We start from the raw sequence: 17,325 nt of genomic DNA on the forward strand, positions 1-17,325 counted from the left end.
AAAGGCCCTGCCCTATGAAACCCGGACCCAGAAACCTGATCACCGATGTGCCCGGCCTTCGGGTGGGAAACGCGCAGGACGATGCGCTGAAATCCGGCACGACGGTGCTGCTGGCGGATGACCCCTTTACCGCCTCTGTCCATGTGATGGGCGGTGCTCCCGGCACGCGCGAGACGGATTTGCTCGCCCCCGACAAATCGGTCGTCGCGGTGGATGCGCTGGTGCTGTCGGGCGGGTCGGCCTATGGGCTGGATGCCTGCTCGGGCGTGGTGGACGGGCTGCGCGCGGCGGGGCGCGGGTTTCGGCTGGGCGATGCCACAATCCCGCTGGTGCCGGGGGCGATCCTGTTTGACCTGCTGAACGGCGGTGACAAGACCTGGGCAGAGAACCCCTACCGCGCCTTGGGCCGTGCCGCCTATGACGCCGCGGCTGAAGATTTCACGCTTGGCACCATCGGCGCGGGCACCGGCGCGCTGAGCGCGATGGTGAAAGGCGGGCTGGGGTCCGCGTCACTGCAACTGCCGGATGGAACAATGGTCGGCGCATTGGTCGCGGCCAATCCGGTGGGGGCCGTCACCACGCCGGGTGACCGTCACTTCTACGCCGCCCCCTTCGAGGTGGATGCAGAGTTCGGCGGCATGGGCCCGGACCCGGCGACGGGGCTGGGGATGACGATGGAAAGCCGCAAGATGGCGTCGATGTCCCCGCGCGAAAATACGACGATCGCGATTGTCGCGACGAATGCGACCCTGACAAAGGCGCAATGCCAGCGGATGTCCGTTGCGGCCCATGACGGGATCGGGCGGGCCACTGTGCCTGCGCACACCCCCTATGACGGTGATCTGGTCTTTGGCCTGAGCACCGGCGCGCATGAGGTTGCCGAAAGCATTCTGCCGCTGATCGGCCATGCCGCGTCACTGTGTCTGGCGCGGGCTATTGCGCGGGCGGCCTATCACGCGACGCCGGCGGCGGGCGATCTGCTGCCCTGCTGGTCTGATCTGAACGGCTAAAGGCATAAAAAAGCCCGCGCTCCCATCTGGAAACGCGGGCCAATCAGGCGGGTTAGAGCCGCTTATTCGGTTTTCTCGGCCTCTGCATCGTCAGCCATGGGCGCGTCTGCTGCGGCCTCGGTTTCGGGAGAGAACGTCGCGAGATAGGCCGCAACATCTTCGCCGCCTTTACGCATTCTGAACGACATTTTCGAACGGGCTTTCTTGTCATCCAGTGTGGTGCGCAGGAAATCGGTGGGGTTCTGCAGGTATTCGGCCATATTGGCTTCGTCCCAGACCAGACCGGCTTCACCGGCGGCGACCAGATCATCGCCATAGCGATAGTCTTCGACGGTGCCGGCCTGCTTGCCGATGATCCCGTAAAGGTTCGGACCGACTTTGCCGCCCCGCTGGAAGGTTTCGCCAGCGTCGTCCACGATCATGTGGCAGGCTTTGCATTTGCCGAACTGCTTTTCGCCGGCGTCTGCGTCACCCATGCTATGGCTGTCTGCCAGGGCCGGAACCGCGATCACGGTGGCCAGTAGAGCGCTATAGAGATGTTTCATTGCGATTTCCCATATGTATAAATCATCCTATAACCTAGGGGGCGCCCCCGTGATTTCAACGGGCGCTTTTGTCGCGGGGCGATGCTGGGGCTCAGGCGCGGGGGCCTATTGTCACCTCAAGCGTCGCGATCCCGTCAACGCCGCCGGTCACGACATCCCCTTCCACAAGGGCCGCGACACCGGCTGGTGTGCCCGTCATGATGATATCCCCCGAGGCCAGCGCCATAGATTGCGACAAGATCGCCACATGTTCACGCACTGACCAGATCAGATCGGCCAGATCGGCGTCCTGCCGCACCTCACCGTTCACGGCAAGCCAGATGCGCCCCTGTTCCACAGACGGGACATCGGCGATAGGTTTCAGCGCGGCAATCGGGGCGGAGTTGTCAAAGGCCTTGCCCCAATCCCATGGCCGACCGGCTTTCTTCGCCTCTGCCTGCAGGTCACGGCGGGTCAGATCGATCCCGACCGAAGCCCCCCAGACGTGATCCATCACGTCAGCTTCCGCGATGTTGCGCCCGCCTTTGCCGATGGCGATCACCAGCTCGATCTCGTGGTGCAGATCCTCTGTCTGGGGCGGATAGGGGATCGTGCAGGGCGTATCCAGCGCCGCATCGGCGGGTTTGGTGAAAAAGAACGGAGCCTCACGCGTCGGATCTTTGCCCATCTCGCGGGCGTGCGCCTCGTAGTTGCGACCCACGCAGAAGATGCGGCGCATGGGAAAACGGGCGTCGGTGCCCTGCACAGCCAGACTGGCCTGCGGCGCGGGGGGGAATACAAAATCATCAGCGGGCATGGGGCATATCCTTTGCAATAGTCGTGTCACAGACATACGCCCCTGCGGCGGCCCCGTCATCCGATAAGACACCAAAAGGCAGGTTAGACATAAGCTGCAACGCAAAAGGCCGACACAATACGTGCCGGCCTTTGTTTTCGTTCACCTTTGGGCCCCGCGCTATTTCTCGGGTTGGGTCGCTGGTTTTTCAACCGGATCGACGGCGCCTGCGGGGGTGTCGTCGATCAGCTCTGCATCCTCGATATCGGCGCGGGTGGCGACAGGCGGCTTGGCATCCGCGCCCGAGTTATCCTCTAGCGCGCCGACGATCAGCGGCAGCATCTGCACACCGCCGGGCATGGCGACTTCGGACAGGGGCGGGGTTTTCCACGCCAGCGTATCGAAGCTGTGGCAGTTTTCGCAGATCGGCTTCCAGCTCGCATGGATATGTTGGCAGTTGTCACAGATCCACTGAGGGCCGCGCGATACGGTCAGCGCCCGTGCCAGCCAGCCTTTGACGATGGTATCAGAGGCCCCCTCGCCCCGTTCGATGGCCGCCATCAAGGTGACCGAACGCGCTGTAGGGTCGGTTTCGACCAGATCCCCCAAGGACCGGCGCGCTTGCGGGAAGTCTTCGGCGGCGATGTTCAGCTCTGCCAGCAGCATCTTGGTCTCGGGGTGGTCGGGCTGCACGCGGGTCAGCGTGGTAAACCGCTTGAGGCGCTCTTTCGGGGTCTCGTCCGGCTGGATCGCGGCGAAGGCACCGGCCAGATCGGGGTGCGGCTGCACGTCCCACGCTTTTTTCAGCACGCGGGCCGCATATTTCGGTTTGCCCTGATCGATATAACCATGCGCCGCCATCACGGCTGCGGGGATCAGATCGGGGGACAGGCGGTTCGCCTCGATCGCGGCCTCGCGGGCTTCGATGCTGTTGCCTTCGGCAATGACGTCTTTCGCCTCGGACAGGGCGAGCACGGCATCGCGACGTTTATGCACATCGCGCGGCATCTGGCCGTTCTTGAGCTTGGTGTTCAGCGTTTGGCGCGCACCGGCCCAATCTTCTTTCTCGGCCTGCAGTTTCAGCAGCACATCGCCGGTTTCGGCGTGTTTCGGTTTGATGGCAAAGGCTTTCTCGGCCAGCTTCAGCGCGGTTTCCGTGTCGCCTTCGGCCAGCTTCTGTTTCATGATCCCGCGCACACCGACAAAACGGGTGCGTTCGTTGGTGACCAGTTTGCGATAGGTCTCTTCTGCCTTGCGACGGTCGCCCGCCATTTCCGCAGCCTGCGCGATCAGCAGATTGGTCAGGTCGGGACGTTCAAGGTATTTATCCGCCTTTGCGGCCTTGGCCATCGCCAGACGCCCTTCGCCGCTGGCCAGCGCCATAAGCCCTTCGGAGAGCGCCTCGTAGCCCTTGCGCTCGCGGTTGCGGTCGAAATAGCGCGACAGCGCGGTTTCGTCGCCGTTCAGGAAATGCCAGACCGCAACCAGCAGCGCAAAGATCTTGAGCATGATCCAGACCGCGACAACCAGCAGGACCACGGCGATCACGGATTGCAGCGGGCCAAAGCTGTATTCGGTGCCCATCACGGTGACCTGCAACCCGCCGGAGCTTTCCAGCAAGAACGATGCGCCCCAGGTGATGGCGGCAATCACCGCAACGAACACAACGATCTTAATCAGTGACCAAAGCATAAATCAGGTTCCTCAGTTCGCCGTCAGGCGTTGTGTCAATGTCTGTACGGCGTCTTGGGCGTCGTGGCGCGCTTGCGCATCAGAGAGCCATTCGGACAGGGGCTCTTGGGCTTCGGGCGGCAGGGCTTTCACCTCTGCCAGCGCATCGGCAAGGCGCCCGTCGCGCATTGCGGCTTCGGCGCGGGACAGGATCGCGTCGGGGTCATCCCCGTCACGCGGTGCAACCGACCGCGCCCCCAACTGCTGCTTGAAGAAGCCGCCGATGCCGCCCCCGTCCACGTCAGGCGAGGCCGCACGTGCCGCGGCAAGCGATGCCCGTGCCGCATCGGGGAAACGGTCCTGAAGATTGGCCGCGGTGACAACGCCCGTCGCCGCCGTATCGGCAAGGGCCGGCGGGACATCCTGAATACCATTGGCTTTCAGATCGGCGATCTCTGCCTCGAAGGGCTGGCCCGTTGTGACGGCAGAGACGATCCGGCCCAAGGCAGATTGCAACGTCGCGGCCTGTGCGGCTTGCGCCGTCGCTTCTTCAACGCTGAGCGCATTATCGAGCAGACGTTGAATTTCATCGCGCTGCGTCTCGACCGAGGATTGCAGCGCCGCCAGTTCCTCTTCAAAGGCTGACGTATCGACGGGGGCCGGTGCCTCTGTCGCGGGGCGGCTGCCCAGATCATCCACACGGGTGGCCAGTTCGGCCACCAGCGCCTGAACCTCTTGCAGGGCGGCGTCATCGGTGGGCGCGGGGGCCGGATCTGTTTCTTCCAGCGCCTTGATCCGTGCTTCTTGCGCGGCGATCGTGTCGGTGAGGCTAGATTGCGAGCTGTCCGCAGGGCGCAGGCCCGCCTGTTCCAGCAGATCATATTCCGCCACGGCAAAGCCGATCCCGCCCGCAATGATCCCGCCGAACAGCATTGGCCAAAAGACACTACCGCGCTTTTCAGGCTCTGCCACGGGGGTGACGGGGGGCGGCGTCTTGGACGGCGTGGCCGGTTTCGCAGATGTGGTCGATGCGGTTGACGTCGCTGGCTTTGAGGCGGGCGTTGCCGGTTTATCAGAAGCCGTGTCCGGCTTTACATCTTTCGCGTCGGGCTTTGTATCGGATTTCGCGTCGCTCGGCTTCGTCTCGGGTTTGGCAGACGTCGAGACGGTCGCGGTGGTCGCGGGCGAAGCAGCCTTGGCCGCTGTATCACTGCCCCCCGTTTTAACGGTGGGTGTCGTTGCTTTTTTGGCGTCGCTTGCTTTCGCGGCACTCGATGCTGTGTCGGTGGTTTTCACGCTTTCGGGTTTGGCACTCGCTTTGTCGTCGCTGGCTTTACCCGTCGCGGTTTTATCAGCGCTCGCCGCGCTTGCAGCGGATGTCTTGGCCGCAGGCTTGGGCTTGGCGGTTGATGGCTTCGCCGTTGTCCCAGCCGGTTTTGTCGCGGTGGACGATCCGGTTTTTTTGGCTGTGGTCTTCGGCTTGGCGGCGGCAGCAGACGCCCTTGATGTCGAAGATGTCTTCGGGGTGTCGTCACCTGAACTGGGTGTTTTCGCTTTCGCCACGCTTAAAAACCTTTCCGATTCTGACCTGATATCAGACGTATTGCACAACCTTAGACGGCATCTAGGTCGACCTTCAAGCTAACCTGTTCCAATCCACCGCAGTTTCAAGCGTAAAACGCAGTGACGTGGCGGTTGGTTCAGGGGCGATGAGTATCTGCTGAACCACTGTGCGGTCCAGCGCCTCGGCCACGGCAGGGCTGAGGGCGATGATGGTAGCCCGCCGCGTTTCACATGCCTGATCGGCGAATTGCGCGGCGGTGCGCGGGGAAAACAGCGGCACGATCGACGGGCCATCTGCCAGCGCGGCTTGGGCGTCATGCGTCAGGGGCAGGGCCCGCTGGTCATAAAGCACCACAGCGCGCGTCGGCAGACCGGCCTGCGTTAACCGTTCCGCAATATCCCCGCGCTGATGCGTGCCGCGCAGATGCAGCAGGGGCGTTGCGGGGCGATGTGCCTTGATCATCGGGAGCAAATGCGCGGCATCGGGGGCGTGACACGCGACATGCCAGCCCTTGGCCGCAGCCGCCTGCGCCGTCGCCTCGCCCACACAATAGGCCGGCAGGGTGCCCCCCTTCGGGCCATGCGCCACCCCATTGGCCGAGGTAAAGATCACCCCGCCGATGCCGCCTAGATCAACAGGCGCTGCGGTCGGTCGAATTTGCAGTAACGGGCTGATCACTACCCGCACCCGCGACAGCAGCGCATCCGGCAGGCTGGCCGCAAACGCCGCGCAGGCGGGCGCAGGGCGGGTCAGGATCAACGCTGGTTTTGTCATCTGACGCTTGGGCCCCAAGGATTGTTCCACCTGCCCCAAGGTGTTACTTGGCCCCTGTCACCCTTGCAACGGAAACAGCCATGTTACTTCTTGGATTGGAAAGCAGCTGCGATGATACCGCCGCCGCACTGGTGCGTCAGCTGCCGGGGCAACGCGCCCTCGTGCTGTCCTCCGTCGTTGTGGGGCAGACCGAGCTTCATGCCTCTTTCGGCGGTGTCGTCCCCGAAATCGCCGCCCGCGCCCACGCAGAAAAGCTGGACCTTTGTGTCGAAAAGGCGCTGGCCGAGGCCGCGCTGACCTTGGCGGATGTGGACGGTTTTGCCGTGACCGCGGGACCGGGGCTGATCGGCGGCGTGCTGTCGGGGGTGATGTGCGCGAAGGGGCTGTCAGCCGCGACGGGCAAGCCGCTTTATGGCGTGAACCATCTGGCGGGCCATGCGCTGACGCCACGGCTGACCGATGATGTGCCCTATCCCTACCTGATGTTGCTGGTGTCCGGCGGGCATTGCCAGTTCCTGCTGGTGCATGGGCCGGACCGGTTTGAACGCTTGGGCGGCACCATCGACGACGCCCCGGGCGAGGCTTTTGACAAGGTGGCGCGCCTGATCTCACTGCCGCAACCGGGGGGCCCCGCGATTGAGCAGGCGGCCAAGGCGGGCGACCCCAAACGCTTTGCCCTGCCGCGCCCGCTGCTGGACCGACCCGATTGCGACATGTCTTTTTCGGGTTTGAAAACGGCGGTGCTGCGCACGCGGGACAAGGTGATCGACGAAAAAGGCGGGTTGAGCGTTCAGGATCAGGCCGATCTGGCTGCCGGTTTCCAGGCTGCCGTTACCGATGTACTGGCCGAAAAGACCCGCCGCGCCTTGCGGAAATATCTGGATCATGCCCCTGATGTGCGCACCCTTTGTGTTGCGGGTGGTGTGGCCGCGAACAAGGCAATAGGCCACGGGTTAGAGACTGTTGCCGCCGAAGTAGATTGCGCCTTTATCGCGCCGCCGCTGTCGCTGTGCACCGATAATGCAGCGATGATCGCCTTTGCCGCGATCGAGCAAAGCCAGCTGCGCGCGCCCGATGATTTGACCCTGTCGGCCCGCCCGCGTTGGCCGCTGGACACACGCCAGCCCGCCATGTTGGGCAGCGGCAAAAAAGGAGCGAAAGCATGAGCATTGCCGTTCTGGGGGCCGGTGCCTTTGGCACTGCGTTGGCGATCTCTTTGGCGGGTAAGGGCGCGGTGACGCTATGGGCGCGGGATGCGCAGGGCATGGGGCAAAGCCGTGAAAACACCGCCCGCCTGCCCGGTTGCCCGCTGTCCGAGGGCCTGTTCGTGACCGAGGATCTGGCAGAGGCCGCCAAGGCGCAGACCTTGCTCGCCGCCGTCCCGATGCAAAAACTGCGCGGATTTCTGCGCGATAACGCTGCCGCATTGGACGGCAAGACCATCGTCGCCTGTTGCAAGGGGATCGAGCTGAACACCGGCCTTGGCCCTGTCGCCGTGATCCGCGAGGTGCTGCCCCATGCGACCGCAGCGATCCTCACGGGGCCAAGCTTTGCCGCGGATATTGCGCGGGGGCTTCCCACGGCGCTGACCCTTGCTTGCGCCGATAAAACCACCTGCGCGACCCTACAACAGAGCCTAACAACGGCAAACCTGCGTCTTTACCGCACCTCTGATACCGTGGGTGCGGAACTGGGGGGCGCGTTGAAAAACGTTGTGGCCATCGCTTGCGGTGCCGCAATCGGGGCCGGTCTAGGCGAAAGCGCCCGCGCCGCCGTGATGACCCGTGGCTTCGCCGAAATGCAGCGGCTTGCCGCGCATCACCACGCGGATCCGGTGACCTTGGCAGGCCTGTCCGGTTTTGGCGATCTGACGCTGACCTGCACCTCGACCCAATCGCGGAACTACCGGCTGGGGCTGGCCCTCGGCCGGGGGGAGCCCTTTGACAGCGCCACCACCGTCGAAGGTGCCGCCACCGCGCGGGCGGTCGATGCGCTGGCCCATGACAACGGGCTGGATCTGCCGATCACCGCCGCCGTTGCAGGTCTGGTCGAGAACCGCTTAGATGTAGCAAGCGCGATGAAAGCGCTTTTGACCCGCCCTTTAAAGGAAGAATAACATGCTGGTTGCCCTTATTGCCAAAGACAAAGCTGGCGCGCTTTCCGTGCGTCAGGAAAACCGCCCCGCCCATGTGGAATATCTGAAATCCACGGGCGTCGTTGCCCAGGCCGGTCCGCTGCTGGATGATGCCGGCGATATGATCGGGTCTTTGGTCATTCTGGATGTCGCTGACAAAGCCGCGGCACAGGATTGGGCCGACAATGACCCCTATGCCAAGGCCGGGTTGTTTGCCGATGTGCAACTGATCCCGTGGAACCGGGTGATCGGGTAATGGCCTACTGGCTGTTCAAATCCGAACCCTCGACCTGGGGCTGGCCGGACCAGGTCGCCAAGGGGGACGCGGGCGAGGAATGGGACGGCGTGCGCAACTATCAGGCGCGCAACTTCATGCGCGAGATGGCGGTTGGCGATCTGGGGTTCTTTTACCATTCGCAAGGCGAGCGCGCGATTGTCGGCATTGTCGAGGTCTGCGCCGCCGCGCATCCCGATAGCTCGACCGAGGACGCACGCTGGGAATGTGTCGATATCAAAGCCGTGCGCCCGTTTGAAAAACCGGTGACGCTGGACGATATCAAGGCCGATGGCCGCTTCGATGATATGCCGCTGGTCAAAAGCCCGCGTCTGTCTGTCCAGCCTGTCACAGCAGAGCAATGGAGCGCGATCTGCGCCTTGGGAAACACCAAACCCTAGAGCCTAATACACGATTTAGACATACGCTTTGGACATAAAAACGCCCGCTGAACCAAGCGGGCGTTTTCAGTTCGACAGGGTCAGATTTACGCGTAAACGGATTCTTTGCCGAAGTGTTTGGTCAGCATATAATAGACCACCGCGCGGTATTTGTTCCGCTCGGATTTGCCGTAAGTCTCTACGGCTTTGTGGATACCGTCCATCAGCTCGGGGCTATCCGAGAGACCAAGCTTTTTGATGAGGAAGTTGTTCTTGACCAGCTCAAGCTCGCTTTCCTGCGACGCGGCGATGGTCTGCGCATCAGCGTTATAGATCGACGGACCGCAACCGATGGTCACTTTCGTCAGCAGGTCCATATCTGGCGTCATGCCGCATTTTGTTTGCAGATCGTCGGCATATTTCGCGATCCATTCATCTCTTTTGCCCATTCGTGGTCTCCAACCGTTGATTTGACCGATGTTTCCGGCCTTGTTTCAGACCCTAAAGCGGTTTTGACGCGCGCAAAAGAAATTTTTCCCGCCTGCGTTGGTCTGTGCGGTTTTCGGCATGTCTTGATTGCGGCTCGCCCCGCGTCAAACGCTTGTACCGAAGCGGTTTTTCCGCAAAACTACGATGATGAAGACCGCCCTCGCCACCGCTTTCGCCCTTTGTCTTGCGCCGTTTCCTGGCGTTTCTGGGCCGCTGCCCGATCCCGTTGATCCGGCCAGCTTTGCGCCCGTCGATCTGGACGAGGCGATCCTCGGGCAGTTGCTGTTTTACGATCCGATCCTGTCGGGCAACCGCAATATCGCCTGCGCCACCTGTCACCACCCTGATTTTGCCACCAGCGATGGCGTATCATTGGGTCTGGGCGAAGGTGGGGTCGGGCTGGGGCTGGAACGGCGCGGGGATCCCGACAACATGCCGCCCCACCGCATCCCGCGCAATTCGCCTGCGTTATTCAATCTGGGCGCAAAAGAATTCACCGTGCTGTTCCACGATGGCCGGATCGAGGTTGACGCCGAAATGCCGTCCGGTTTCCGCACGCCGCTGGACGACGATATGCTTGACGGTTTTGCGTCTTTGCTGTCGGCGCAAACCATGTTTCCGGTGCTCAGCCCCGACGAGATGGCCGGCCAGAATATGGAGAATGACGTTGCCAAAGCCGTGCGTCAGGGTCTGATCACGGCGCAGGGCGGGGCGTGGGATATTCTGGCGCGACGGGTGGCGGGCTTGCCCGACTATGCGCGGCGGTTCCAATCGGTCTATGATCATATCACCACGCCCGACGACATCGGATTTACCGATATTTCAAACGCGATTGCCGTCTTTGTGGCCCATGAATGGCGGTCCGACAGCTCTGCCTTTGATGCCTATCTGCGCGATCCGTCAGCCGCGCTGGACGCCGATGCGCAAAAGGGCATGGCGCTGTTTTATGGCGAGGCGGGCTGTAGCACCTGCCACGCGGGGGCGTTCCAGACCGACCATAGTTTTCACGCGATGGGGGCACCGCAGCTTGGCCCCGGCAAGGCAGCCGTGTTTGAAACCCACACCCGCGATACGGGACGCATGGGTGTGACCGGCAATGGGGCCGATGCCTATGCCTTTCGCACGCCGTCCCTGCGCAATGTGATGCAGACCGGCCCTTGGGGGCATGCGGGCGGGCACAGCCAGATAGAGAAGTTCTTGCGCGATCATATGGACCCGGCCCGCGCGGCCAAACGCTTTGCTCCCGGCGCGGCTGACAGAAACGGGGTGCGCCTGCCGCCGCTGGACGGGGATGACTGGCGCGAGATGGACGACCCCGCCGCCCGCGATGCCATCACCCAAGCCGCGATGATCCGCGCGCCCAAAGGGCTGAATCCCGGTGATATCGCCGCGTTAGTGTCTTTCTTGCGCAGTCTGGATGACCCGCAGGCGCTGTCGGGGCGCTTGGGTATCCCTGACACGGTCCCAAGCGGTCTGGCCGTGGGCGGTGCGCCCTGATCAATCGGGCTGCGTCACCGTGATCTGATCGCCTGCCGTCATGCGCATGGGGTCGCTTTGCGTGCCATCGGGCCAGCGGACCTGCACCGTTGCTTCTGCCGCGTCGCCGATGCCGAAATGCAGCGGTGCCAGCACCGCCCCCGCATGACCGCCGCCAAGGGTGATCTGCTGGCTTTGCACAGCGTCGCCCACCGTCACGATCACCCGCGCCCCCACGGCAAAGCGATTGCCGCCCGCGCCCCGCACCGCGATGCGCACAAAGCGGCCTGCCTCGGGCGTCACATTGCGGTACATACGCATCGGCGCACGCCGGTTCACCACGGCAAGATCCAGCAGCCCGTCGCCGTCAAAATCCGCCAGTGCCGCCCCCCGTGACCGCGCGATATCGGCCACACCTGCGGTGTCACCAACCTCGGTAAAGCGGCCATCGGCCCCTTGGATCAACAGATTATTCGGATCGCGCATCGCCATGCCGGGCATCTGGTCGACATTGCCCTTGGCGATAAACAGATCGGCGCGGCCATCGTTGTTCACATCGGCGAAACTGGCGTGCCATCCGGTAGACGGGCGGCCATCCCCGGGCACATAGGGGCGCTGCGCATAGGTGCCGATGTCATAGGGCGCGCCGCGATAGCTGCCGTCGGCTTGCGCCACCTGCATCAGCTGGTCCCCCATAGAGGTGAGCATCAGCTCGTCCCGTTGGTCGCCCGTCAGGTCACGGCTGGCGATCCCCATCCCCCAAAGCGAGACTTTGGCCCAGCCATCCGCTTCGGTCAGGAACCGCTGTTCAGCGATATCCCACATCTGCTCCGCCCCGCCGGAGACATAATAGTGTCTATCATTGGAGATTCGCAGCGATTTGAGCCCGCGCGCATCCTCTGCGGCAAGCATCGAGAGCGCGCAATACCCCGGCGACAGCTCTTGCGCGGTATATTGGGGCGAGGTGCCGCCCTTGGGCCTGAGCAGCGTGTTGGTATCACAGGCACCAAACGGCCCGTCGGGATTGGCGCGGTCAACATAATGGCCGATCGCAAGCGTGGGAAAGTATGCGCCATCCTGCCACCAGGCGGTGAAGGCGGTGGTCCATTGATCGGTTTGCGGGATGCCCCATGCCTCTGTCACATCGGTGAACTGGCAGTCCGCGCCGCCCTGAAGTACGCGGTCCGGCCCGACGCGCATGACATATAGATCAAGCAGCCCGTCACCATTCATATCGACAGGATAGGCCCCCGTGGCCCCCGTAATCTCGGGGTCGATCACAGCCCGTTCAAAGGCGATTTCCCCCGTGTCAGAGACGTTTTTGAGCAACAATAGCGGCGCGGTGCCGGCTGCGGCCACCAGATCGGGCAGCCCGTCGCCCGAACAGTCAAACGCCGACACACCGCCGCCGACAAAATGTTCCCACCCGCCGGTATAATGGTGGTCGGGCAGGCCCGCGCTGATGTCCTGAAACAACGGATCGGCATGGGCAACAGAGGCAAAGACACAGGCTGCCGCCAGCAAACGATGGATCACGCAGCATTCTCCCCCAGCAGGGCGTCGGTCACATCGGACAGGGCCAGTGCAGCGGCCCCTTTCGCCCAGACGGACCCGCCCCAAGCGTGGATGTCGACAGGGGTCGGCGCGCGGCCTGCGGGTAGGATCATAGAGTTCATCTCGTTTAGCACATCGTCAACGTTCAGATAGTCATAGCGCATCCGTTCGCCGCTGAGAATGATCCGTTCGGGGTCAAACAACTGCACGATATTGGCAAGCCCGACGCTCAGGAACCGTCCGGCGCGGTTAAAGATCGCCAGCGCAGCCTCGTTGCCTGCGTTCGCTTCGTCATACAGGGTTTCGATCATCGACACGGCAGAGCTTTCGGCGCGCGGGTCGCGTTCAAACGCGGTGCCTGCCTCGCGGATAATGGCGTAATCGGCGACATAGGCCTCAAGACAGCCGCGCTGCCCGCAACGGCACAGGGCACCGTCCAACTGCACCTTGGTGTGGCCCAGCTCCATCCCCGGGCCAAGGGCGCCGCGGAACAGCCGGTTGTTCAGCACCAGCCCCATGCCGACGCCGCGTTCAATGGTCACCACGGCAAAGTTGGAAATCCCCCGACCGGCCCCGAACCACAGTTCGGCCAGCGTCAACAGGTTGGTGTCATTGTCCAATGACACAGGCAGCCCCAGCGTTTTCGCCAGCAGATCGCGCAGCGGCATATCCGTGTCCAGCATCACCGGCGACCATTTCACGATCCCGAGGCTCGCATCCACCAGCCCGGGCAGGCCGATTCCCACGGCGCTGATGTCGGACATCACACGCCCCGATTTCTGCAACAGCCTGTCCATGAGGGAACTGACTTCGGTCAACATATCTTCGGTAGACTGCCGCAGCGACGCACTGGCGACATGGGCCTCGGCGATGATCGTGCCGGCAAGGTCCAGCAAGACCGCGGTATGACGTTCGTCCGACAGCTTCATGCCCACGACGAAACGGCTTTGCGGGGCGACCCGCAGGGCAATGGGCGGGCGGCCACGGCTGGGGCCGCGCTGGCTGTCCTCTACCTCTTGCAGCAGACCGCGCGCGATCAGATCAGAGGTAATGGTGGTCACCGACCCGGGGCTGATGTTGAGCTTGCGCGCCACATCCATGCGCGGCATCTGCCCGTTCGCGCGGACCTGTTCAAACACCTGTTGGCGCAGCGGGCGTGTATCATCCTGCGGCAAGGCCAGCAGCGGGCCACAGCCTGAAGACACAAGTTTTGACCCCTCCGACCCAAGGTCGCGAATTAGTTCGCTCGCCAAACTTTATCCTCCCGATGTATTTTGAAATTCCCCTGCAATAGGTTAATCCCTCTGTCTCCCACGGGAAATAAGCCGTGTTTTGCCGATCTGTGTCAAATTCTTTGTGTCATAATGTAAAATTTATTTTGACAACTGAATTAAAGTGCGCAACCTCATACTACGACGTCACCGATGCCACCAAGGACATCGGATCATTTCATCTGGGAGGAAAGAAATGCGTAAACTCTTTATGGCAGCGGCCGTCGCCACTGCTGGCTTCACTCAGACCGCAGCAGCCGAGGATATCACCGTCGGCGTGAGCTGGTCGAACTTCCAAGAAGAGCGCTGGAAAACAGACGAGGCCGCGATCAAGGCCGCGCTGGACGCTGCCGGTGCGAAATATGTCAGCGCCGATGCGCAATCGTCGTCGGCCAAGCAGTTGTCGGATGTGGAAAGCCTGATCGCCCAAGGCGTTGATGCGCTGATCATCCTTGCCCAAGACAGCCAGGCCATCGGCCCCGCAATCACCGCAGCCGCGGACGAAGGTATTCCGGTTGTGGGCTATGACCGCCTGATCGAAGACCCCCGCGCCTTTTACCTGACCTTCGACAATGTCGAGGTGGGCCGTATGCAAGCGCGTGCCGTGTTCGAAGCGATGCCAAAGGGCAACTATGTGATGATCAAGGGCTCGCCCACCGATCCGAACGCCGACTTCCTGCGCGGCGGCCAGCAAGAAGTGCTGCAATCCGCGATTGATGCAGGCGATATCACCATCGTTGCCGAAGCCTATACCGACGGCTGGCTGCCCGCCAACGCACAGCGCAACATGGAGCAGATCCTGACCGCGCAAGACAACAACGTTGACGCGGTTGTTGCCTCTAACGACGGGACAGCAGGCGGTGCCGTTGCCGCGCTGACCGCGCAAGGCATGGAAGGCACGCCCGTGTCCGGCCAGGACGGCGACCACGCGGCGCTGAACCGTGTTGCCAAGGGCACGCAGACCGTCAGCGTCTGGAAAGACGCCCGTGATCTGGGCAAGAACGCAGCCGAAATCGCTGTTGCCCTTGCCGGCGGCACCGAGATGGCAGACGTGGACGGCGCGCAGGAATGGACATCCCCTGCGGGCACGGCCCTGTCGGCCAAGTTTCTGGCCCCCGTGCCTGTCACCATCGACAACCTGAACGCGGTTCTGGACGCCGGCTGGATTTCGAAAGAAGCCCTGTGCCAAGGCGTGACAGATGTCGCGGCCTGTAACTAAGACCAAAACGCACACCCCGCCCCTGATGCGGGGTGTGCCACCCGTTTGCTTCAGCCCGGCTGCCGCGCTTTGCGGCCCCGCTGATTGACATTGCGACCCAATCCGGAAGCCAATCACATGACAGATACGACCACCGAAACCGGGGCAGATGTACATCCGTCGCCGACAGCGCCCAAGCGCTCTTTTCTTAGCCAGCTCGAAATCGATACCCGTCTGTTAGGGATGATCGGTGCGTTCATTCTGGTCTGCCTCGTGTTCAACGTGCTGACCGACGGGCGCTTTCTGACGCCGCGCAATATTTTCAACCTCACGATCCAGACGGTCAGCGTTGCCATTATGGCGACCGGTATGGTCTTCGTGATCGTGACCCGTCACATCGACCTGTCGGTCGGCGCGATGCTGGCCACCTGCTCTGCCGCGATGGCGATGACCCAGACCGATATCCTGCCGCGTATGCTGGGCATGGGGCTGGGGCATCCGATGATCCCCTGGATCGCCATCGTCGTCGGCCTGCTGTTTGGCACCATCATCGGCGCGTTTCAGGGCTGGCTGATCGGGTTCCTCACGATCCCCGCCTTCATCGTGACCTTGGGCGGGCTGCTGATCTGGCGCAACGTGGCGTGGTATATGACCGACGGTCAAACCATTGGGCCGCTGGATGAAACCTTCCGCAAGTTCGGCGGAATCAATGGGACCCTGGGCGAGACATGGTCTTGGGTCGTCGGGCTGATCGCCGTGGTTCTGGCGCTTTGGGCGCTGTGGTCGTCACGCCGCAACAAGGTCAACCACGGGTTTCACGTGAAACCGGTTTGGGCCGAGGTGCTGGTCGGTCTGATCATCGCCGTGGGCATTCTGGGCTTTGTCGCGATCCTGAACGCCTACGAGGTTCCGACCGCGCGTCTGATGCGCGAGTTCAAGGCCCGTGGCGATGTGATGCCCGAAGGCTATACCGCGTCATATGGTATCCCCTATTCGGTGTTGCTGCTGATCGCGCTGGCGATTGGCATGACCGTGATGGCCAAACGCACGCGGCTGGGGCGCTATATCTTTGCCACGGGCGGTAACCCCGACGCGGCAGAGCTGTCGGGCATCAACACCCGTCTGCTGACGGTCAAGGTCTTTGCCCTGATGGGGGCCTTGGTGGCGCTGTCCGCGGTTGTTGCCTCTGCCCGTTTGACCAACCACTCGAACGACATCGGCACGTTGGACGAACTGCGTGTCATCGCTGCGGCTGTCATTGGCGGCACGGCTCTGGCAGGCGGTATAGGGACGATCCACGGGGCCATTCTGGGGGCCTTGATCATGCAATCGCTGCAGTCGGGCATGGCTATGGTGGGCGTTGACGCACCGCTGCAAAACATCGTCGTCGGTGCGGTTCTTGTCTTCGCCGTCTGGATCGACATCGTCTATCGCCGCCGTATGGGAGGGAAATCATGACACCGCTTGTAGAGCTCAAGAATATCTCGCTGTCCTTCGGGGGGGTGCGTGCCGTCGATAACGTGTCGCTGGACCTGTACCCGGGCGAGGTCGTCGGCCTGTTGGGGCACAATGGCGCGGGGAAATCCACGCTGATCAAGATCCTTGCCGGTGCCTATCAGATGGACGAGGGCGAAATCTGGATCGAGGGCAAGAAAGCCAGCATCCATTCGCCCCGTGACGCCCGCCGCCACAACATCGAGACCATCTACCAGACGCTGGCGCTGGCCGATAACCTTGATGCGCCCAGCAACCTGTTTCTGGGGCGCGAACTGACCAATAAATTCGGCCTCGTGGATGATGCGCGGATGGAGGCAGAGACCCGCAAGATCATGGCGCGTCTCAACCCCAACTTTAAGAAGATAAGCGAGCCTGTCTCGGCGCTTTCGGGCGGTCAGCGGCAATCGGTTGCGATTGCCCGCGCGGTCTATTTCAACGCCAAGATCCTGATCATGGACGAACCGACCGCCGCTCTTGGGGTGCATGAAAGCAAGATGGTTGCCGATCTGATCAAGGAACTGAAGGCCCAAGGGCTTGGCATCTTCCTGATCAGCCACGACACCCGCGAGATGCTGGAGCTCTGCGACCGTGTGTCGGTGATGAAAAACGGCGCGCTGATCGGCACCGAAAAGGTCGGCGACGTGACCGAGGATGACATCCTGAGCATGATCATCATGGGCAAGGCGCGCGACGCCGCATAGGCGCTGACAAAG

18 protein-coding genes are annotated in these 17,325 nt (G+C 62.4%); 10 read left to right on the plus strand and 8 right to left on the minus strand.

Annotation, left to right across the window (positions count from 1 at the left end; translation table 11 throughout):
* Positions 1 to 14 precede the first annotated feature (14 nt).
* Positions 15 to 1,010, plus strand: coding sequence for a P1 family peptidase (locus ACTRWK_RS05575; RefSeq protein ID WP_289084195.1), 996 nt, complete (start codon positions 15 to 17; stop codon positions 1,008 to 1,010).
* Positions 1,011 to 1,072: 62 nt separating this feature from the next.
* On the opposite strand, the gene ACTRWK_RS05580 is transcribed toward ACTRWK_RS05575, so the two are convergent.
* The 4 genes from ACTRWK_RS05580 to ACTRWK_RS05595 all read right to left on the minus strand — a co-directional run bounded on the left by ACTRWK_RS05580 (position 1,073) and on the right by ACTRWK_RS05595 (position 4,934).
* The gene (locus ACTRWK_RS05580) at positions 1,073 to 1,555 is read right to left on the minus strand and encodes a c-type cytochrome (RefSeq protein ID WP_289082197.1); all 483 of its coding nucleotides are present in this window, start codon (positions 1,553 to 1,555) and stop codon (positions 1,073 to 1,075) included.
* 91 nt (positions 1,556 to 1,646) lie between these two features.
* Complete coding sequence (locus ACTRWK_RS05585) at positions 1,647 to 2,351, minus strand: fumarylacetoacetate hydrolase family protein (protein ID WP_462843817.1); 705 nt, start codon at positions 2,349 to 2,351, stop codon at positions 1,647 to 1,649.
* Positions 2,352 to 2,510: 159 nt separating this feature from the next.
* Positions 2,511 to 4,022, minus strand: coding sequence for a heme biosynthesis protein HemY (locus ACTRWK_RS05590; protein WP_340237237.1), 1,512 nt, complete (start codon positions 4,020 to 4,022; stop codon positions 2,511 to 2,513).
* 12 nt (positions 4,023 to 4,034) lie between these two features.
* On the minus strand, positions 4,035 to 4,934 hold the full coding sequence (locus ACTRWK_RS05595; protein WP_289082199.1) for a COG4223 family protein: 900 nt from the start codon (positions 4,932 to 4,934) through the stop codon (positions 4,035 to 4,037).
* On the opposite strand from ACTRWK_RS05595, the gene ACTRWK_RS05600 reads away from it, so the two are divergent.
* The gene (locus tag ACTRWK_RS05600; RefSeq protein ID WP_289082200.1) at positions 4,915 to 5,646 is read left to right on the plus strand and encodes a hypothetical protein; all 732 of its coding nucleotides are present in this window, start codon (positions 4,915 to 4,917) and stop codon (positions 5,644 to 5,646) included. The two genes, ACTRWK_RS05595 and ACTRWK_RS05600, sit on opposite strands and share 20 nt — an antisense overlap.
* On the opposite strand, the gene ACTRWK_RS05605 is transcribed toward ACTRWK_RS05600, so the two are convergent.
* A complete protein-coding gene (locus ACTRWK_RS05605) occupies positions 5,638 to 6,339 on the minus strand; it encodes a uroporphyrinogen-III synthase (RefSeq protein WP_289082201.1) in 702 nt (233 codons plus the stop codon). The two genes, ACTRWK_RS05600 and ACTRWK_RS05605, sit on opposite strands and share 9 nt — an antisense overlap.
* Before the next feature lie 80 nt (positions 6,340 to 6,419).
* Between ACTRWK_RS05605 and tsaD the strand changes: the two genes are divergently transcribed.
* Genes tsaD through ACTRWK_RS05625 form a run of 4 tightly spaced genes read left to right on the plus strand, consistent with a single transcriptional unit; the run spans position 6,420 to position 9,148 of the window.
* A complete protein-coding gene (gene tsaD, locus ACTRWK_RS05610; protein ID WP_005850684.1) occupies positions 6,420 to 7,505 on the plus strand; it encodes a tRNA (adenosine(37)-N6)-threonylcarbamoyltransferase complex transferase subunit TsaD in 1,086 nt (361 codons plus the stop codon).
* Positions 7,502 to 8,455, plus strand: coding sequence for an NAD(P)H-dependent glycerol-3-phosphate dehydrogenase (locus ACTRWK_RS05615; RefSeq protein WP_289082202.1), 954 nt, complete (start codon positions 7,502 to 7,504; stop codon positions 8,453 to 8,455). The genes tsaD and ACTRWK_RS05615 overlap by 4 nt, the downstream gene beginning before the upstream one ends.
* A gap of 1 nt (position 8,456) precedes the next feature.
* Entirely contained in the window at positions 8,457 to 8,729 is a 273-nt protein-coding gene (locus ACTRWK_RS05620) for a YciI family protein (RefSeq protein WP_005850688.1), read from the plus strand.
* Positions 8,729 to 9,148, plus strand: a complete 420-nt coding sequence (locus ACTRWK_RS05625; protein WP_037942475.1) for an EVE domain-containing protein — start codon at positions 8,729 to 8,731, stop codon at positions 9,146 to 9,148. Before ACTRWK_RS05620 ends, ACTRWK_RS05625 begins: the two co-directional genes overlap by 1 nt.
* Before the next feature lie 86 nt (positions 9,149 to 9,234).
* On the opposite strand, the gene ACTRWK_RS05630 is transcribed toward ACTRWK_RS05625, so the two are convergent.
* Positions 9,235 to 9,576: a DUF2853 family protein gene (locus ACTRWK_RS05630; protein WP_005850691.1), complete on the minus strand. Its 342-nt coding sequence runs from the start codon at positions 9,574 to 9,576 to the stop codon at positions 9,235 to 9,237.
* A gap of 187 nt (positions 9,577 to 9,763) precedes the next feature.
* On the opposite strand from ACTRWK_RS05630, the gene ACTRWK_RS05635 reads away from it, so the two are divergent.
* Positions 9,764 to 11,113 carry a cytochrome-c peroxidase gene (locus tag ACTRWK_RS05635; protein ID WP_462843828.1) on the plus strand — a complete coding sequence of 450 codons (1,350 nt, stop codon included), beginning with the start codon at positions 9,764 to 9,766 and terminating at the stop codon, positions 11,111 to 11,113.
* Here the strand turns inward: ACTRWK_RS05635 and ACTRWK_RS05640 are convergent, their stop codons facing one another.
* Both ACTRWK_RS05640 and ACTRWK_RS05645 read right to left on the minus strand, forming a co-directional pair.
* Positions 11,114 to 12,628 (minus strand): CRTAC1 family protein, encoded by a 1,515-nt coding sequence (locus tag ACTRWK_RS05640; RefSeq protein ID WP_289082203.1) that lies wholly within the window; start codon positions 12,626 to 12,628, stop codon positions 11,114 to 11,116.
* On the minus strand, positions 12,625 to 13,851 hold the full coding sequence (locus ACTRWK_RS05645; protein WP_289082206.1) for an ROK family protein: 1,227 nt from the start codon (positions 13,849 to 13,851) through the stop codon (positions 12,625 to 12,627). Before ACTRWK_RS05645 ends, ACTRWK_RS05640 begins: the two co-directional genes overlap by 4 nt.
* Positions 13,852 to 14,113: 262 nt before the next feature.
* Here ACTRWK_RS05645 and xylF point away from each other — a divergent pair, with 262 nt between their 5' ends.
* The 3 genes from xylF to ACTRWK_RS05660 all read left to right on the plus strand — a co-directional run bounded on the left by xylF (position 14,114) and on the right by ACTRWK_RS05660 (position 17,313).
* The gene (gene xylF, locus ACTRWK_RS05650; protein ID WP_306285306.1) at positions 14,114 to 15,136 is read left to right on the plus strand and encodes a D-xylose ABC transporter substrate-binding protein; all 1,023 of its coding nucleotides are present in this window, start codon (positions 14,114 to 14,116) and stop codon (positions 15,134 to 15,136) included.
* Positions 15,137 to 15,253: 117 nt separating this feature from the next.
* Entirely contained in the window at positions 15,254 to 16,573 is a 1,320-nt protein-coding gene (locus ACTRWK_RS05655; protein WP_005850703.1) for a sugar ABC transporter permease, read from the plus strand.
* The gene (locus ACTRWK_RS05660; protein ID WP_005850705.1) at positions 16,570 to 17,313 is read left to right on the plus strand and encodes an ATP-binding cassette domain-containing protein; all 744 of its coding nucleotides are present in this window, start codon (positions 16,570 to 16,572) and stop codon (positions 17,311 to 17,313) included. Before ACTRWK_RS05655 ends, ACTRWK_RS05660 begins: the two co-directional genes overlap by 4 nt.
* Positions 17,314 to 17,325 lie beyond the last annotated feature (12 nt).

The organism is Sulfitobacter sp. G5_S2_6_S6, assembly GCF_054968505.1.

Bases quoted from the DNA above. Each gene is read 5' to 3' on its own strand.
- ACTRWK_RS05575 (WP_289084195.1), top strand. From the start codon at position 15: ATGAAACCCGGACCCAGAAACCTGATCACCGATGTGCCCGGCCTTCGG.
- ACTRWK_RS05580 (WP_289082197.1), bottom strand. From the start codon at position 1,555: ATGAAACATCTCTATAGCGCTCTACTGGCCACCGTGATCGCGGTTCCG.
- ACTRWK_RS05585 (WP_462843817.1), bottom strand. From the start codon at position 2,351: ATGCCCGCTGATGATTTTGTATTCCCCCCCGCGCCGCAGGCCAGTCTG.
- ACTRWK_RS05590 (WP_340237237.1), bottom strand. From the start codon at position 4,022: ATGCTTTGGTCACTGATTAAGATCGTTGTGTTCGTTGCGGTGATTGCC.
- ACTRWK_RS05600 (WP_289082200.1), top strand. From the start codon at position 4,915: ATGATCCCGCCGAACAGCATTGGCCAAAAGACACTACCGCGCTTTTCA.
- ACTRWK_RS05595 (WP_289082199.1), bottom strand. From the start codon at position 4,934: ATGCTGTTCGGCGGGATCATTGCGGGCGGGATCGGCTTTGCCGTGGCG.
- ACTRWK_RS05605 (WP_289082201.1), bottom strand. From the start codon at position 6,339: ATGACAAAACCAGCGTTGATCCTGACCCGCCCTGCGCCCGCCTGCGCG.
- tsaD (WP_005850684.1), top strand. From the start codon at position 6,420: ATGTTACTTCTTGGATTGGAAAGCAGCTGCGATGATACCGCCGCCGCA.
- ACTRWK_RS05615 (WP_289082202.1), top strand. From the start codon at position 7,502: ATGAGCATTGCCGTTCTGGGGGCCGGTGCCTTTGGCACTGCGTTGGCG.
- ACTRWK_RS05620 (WP_005850688.1), top strand. From the start codon at position 8,457: ATGCTGGTTGCCCTTATTGCCAAAGACAAAGCTGGCGCGCTTTCCGTG.
- ACTRWK_RS05625 (WP_037942475.1), top strand. From the start codon at position 8,729: ATGGCCTACTGGCTGTTCAAATCCGAACCCTCGACCTGGGGCTGGCCG.
- ACTRWK_RS05630 (WP_005850691.1), bottom strand. From the start codon at position 9,576: ATGGGCAAAAGAGATGAATGGATCGCGAAATATGCCGACGATCTGCAA.
- ACTRWK_RS05635 (WP_462843828.1), top strand. From the start codon at position 9,764: ATGAAGACCGCCCTCGCCACCGCTTTCGCCCTTTGTCTTGCGCCGTTT.
- xylF (WP_306285306.1), top strand. From the start codon at position 14,114: ATGCGTAAACTCTTTATGGCAGCGGCCGTCGCCACTGCTGGCTTCACT.
- ACTRWK_RS05655 (WP_005850703.1), top strand. From the start codon at position 15,254: ATGACAGATACGACCACCGAAACCGGGGCAGATGTACATCCGTCGCCG.
- ACTRWK_RS05660 (WP_005850705.1), top strand. From the start codon at position 16,570: ATGACACCGCTTGTAGAGCTCAAGAATATCTCGCTGTCCTTCGGGGGG.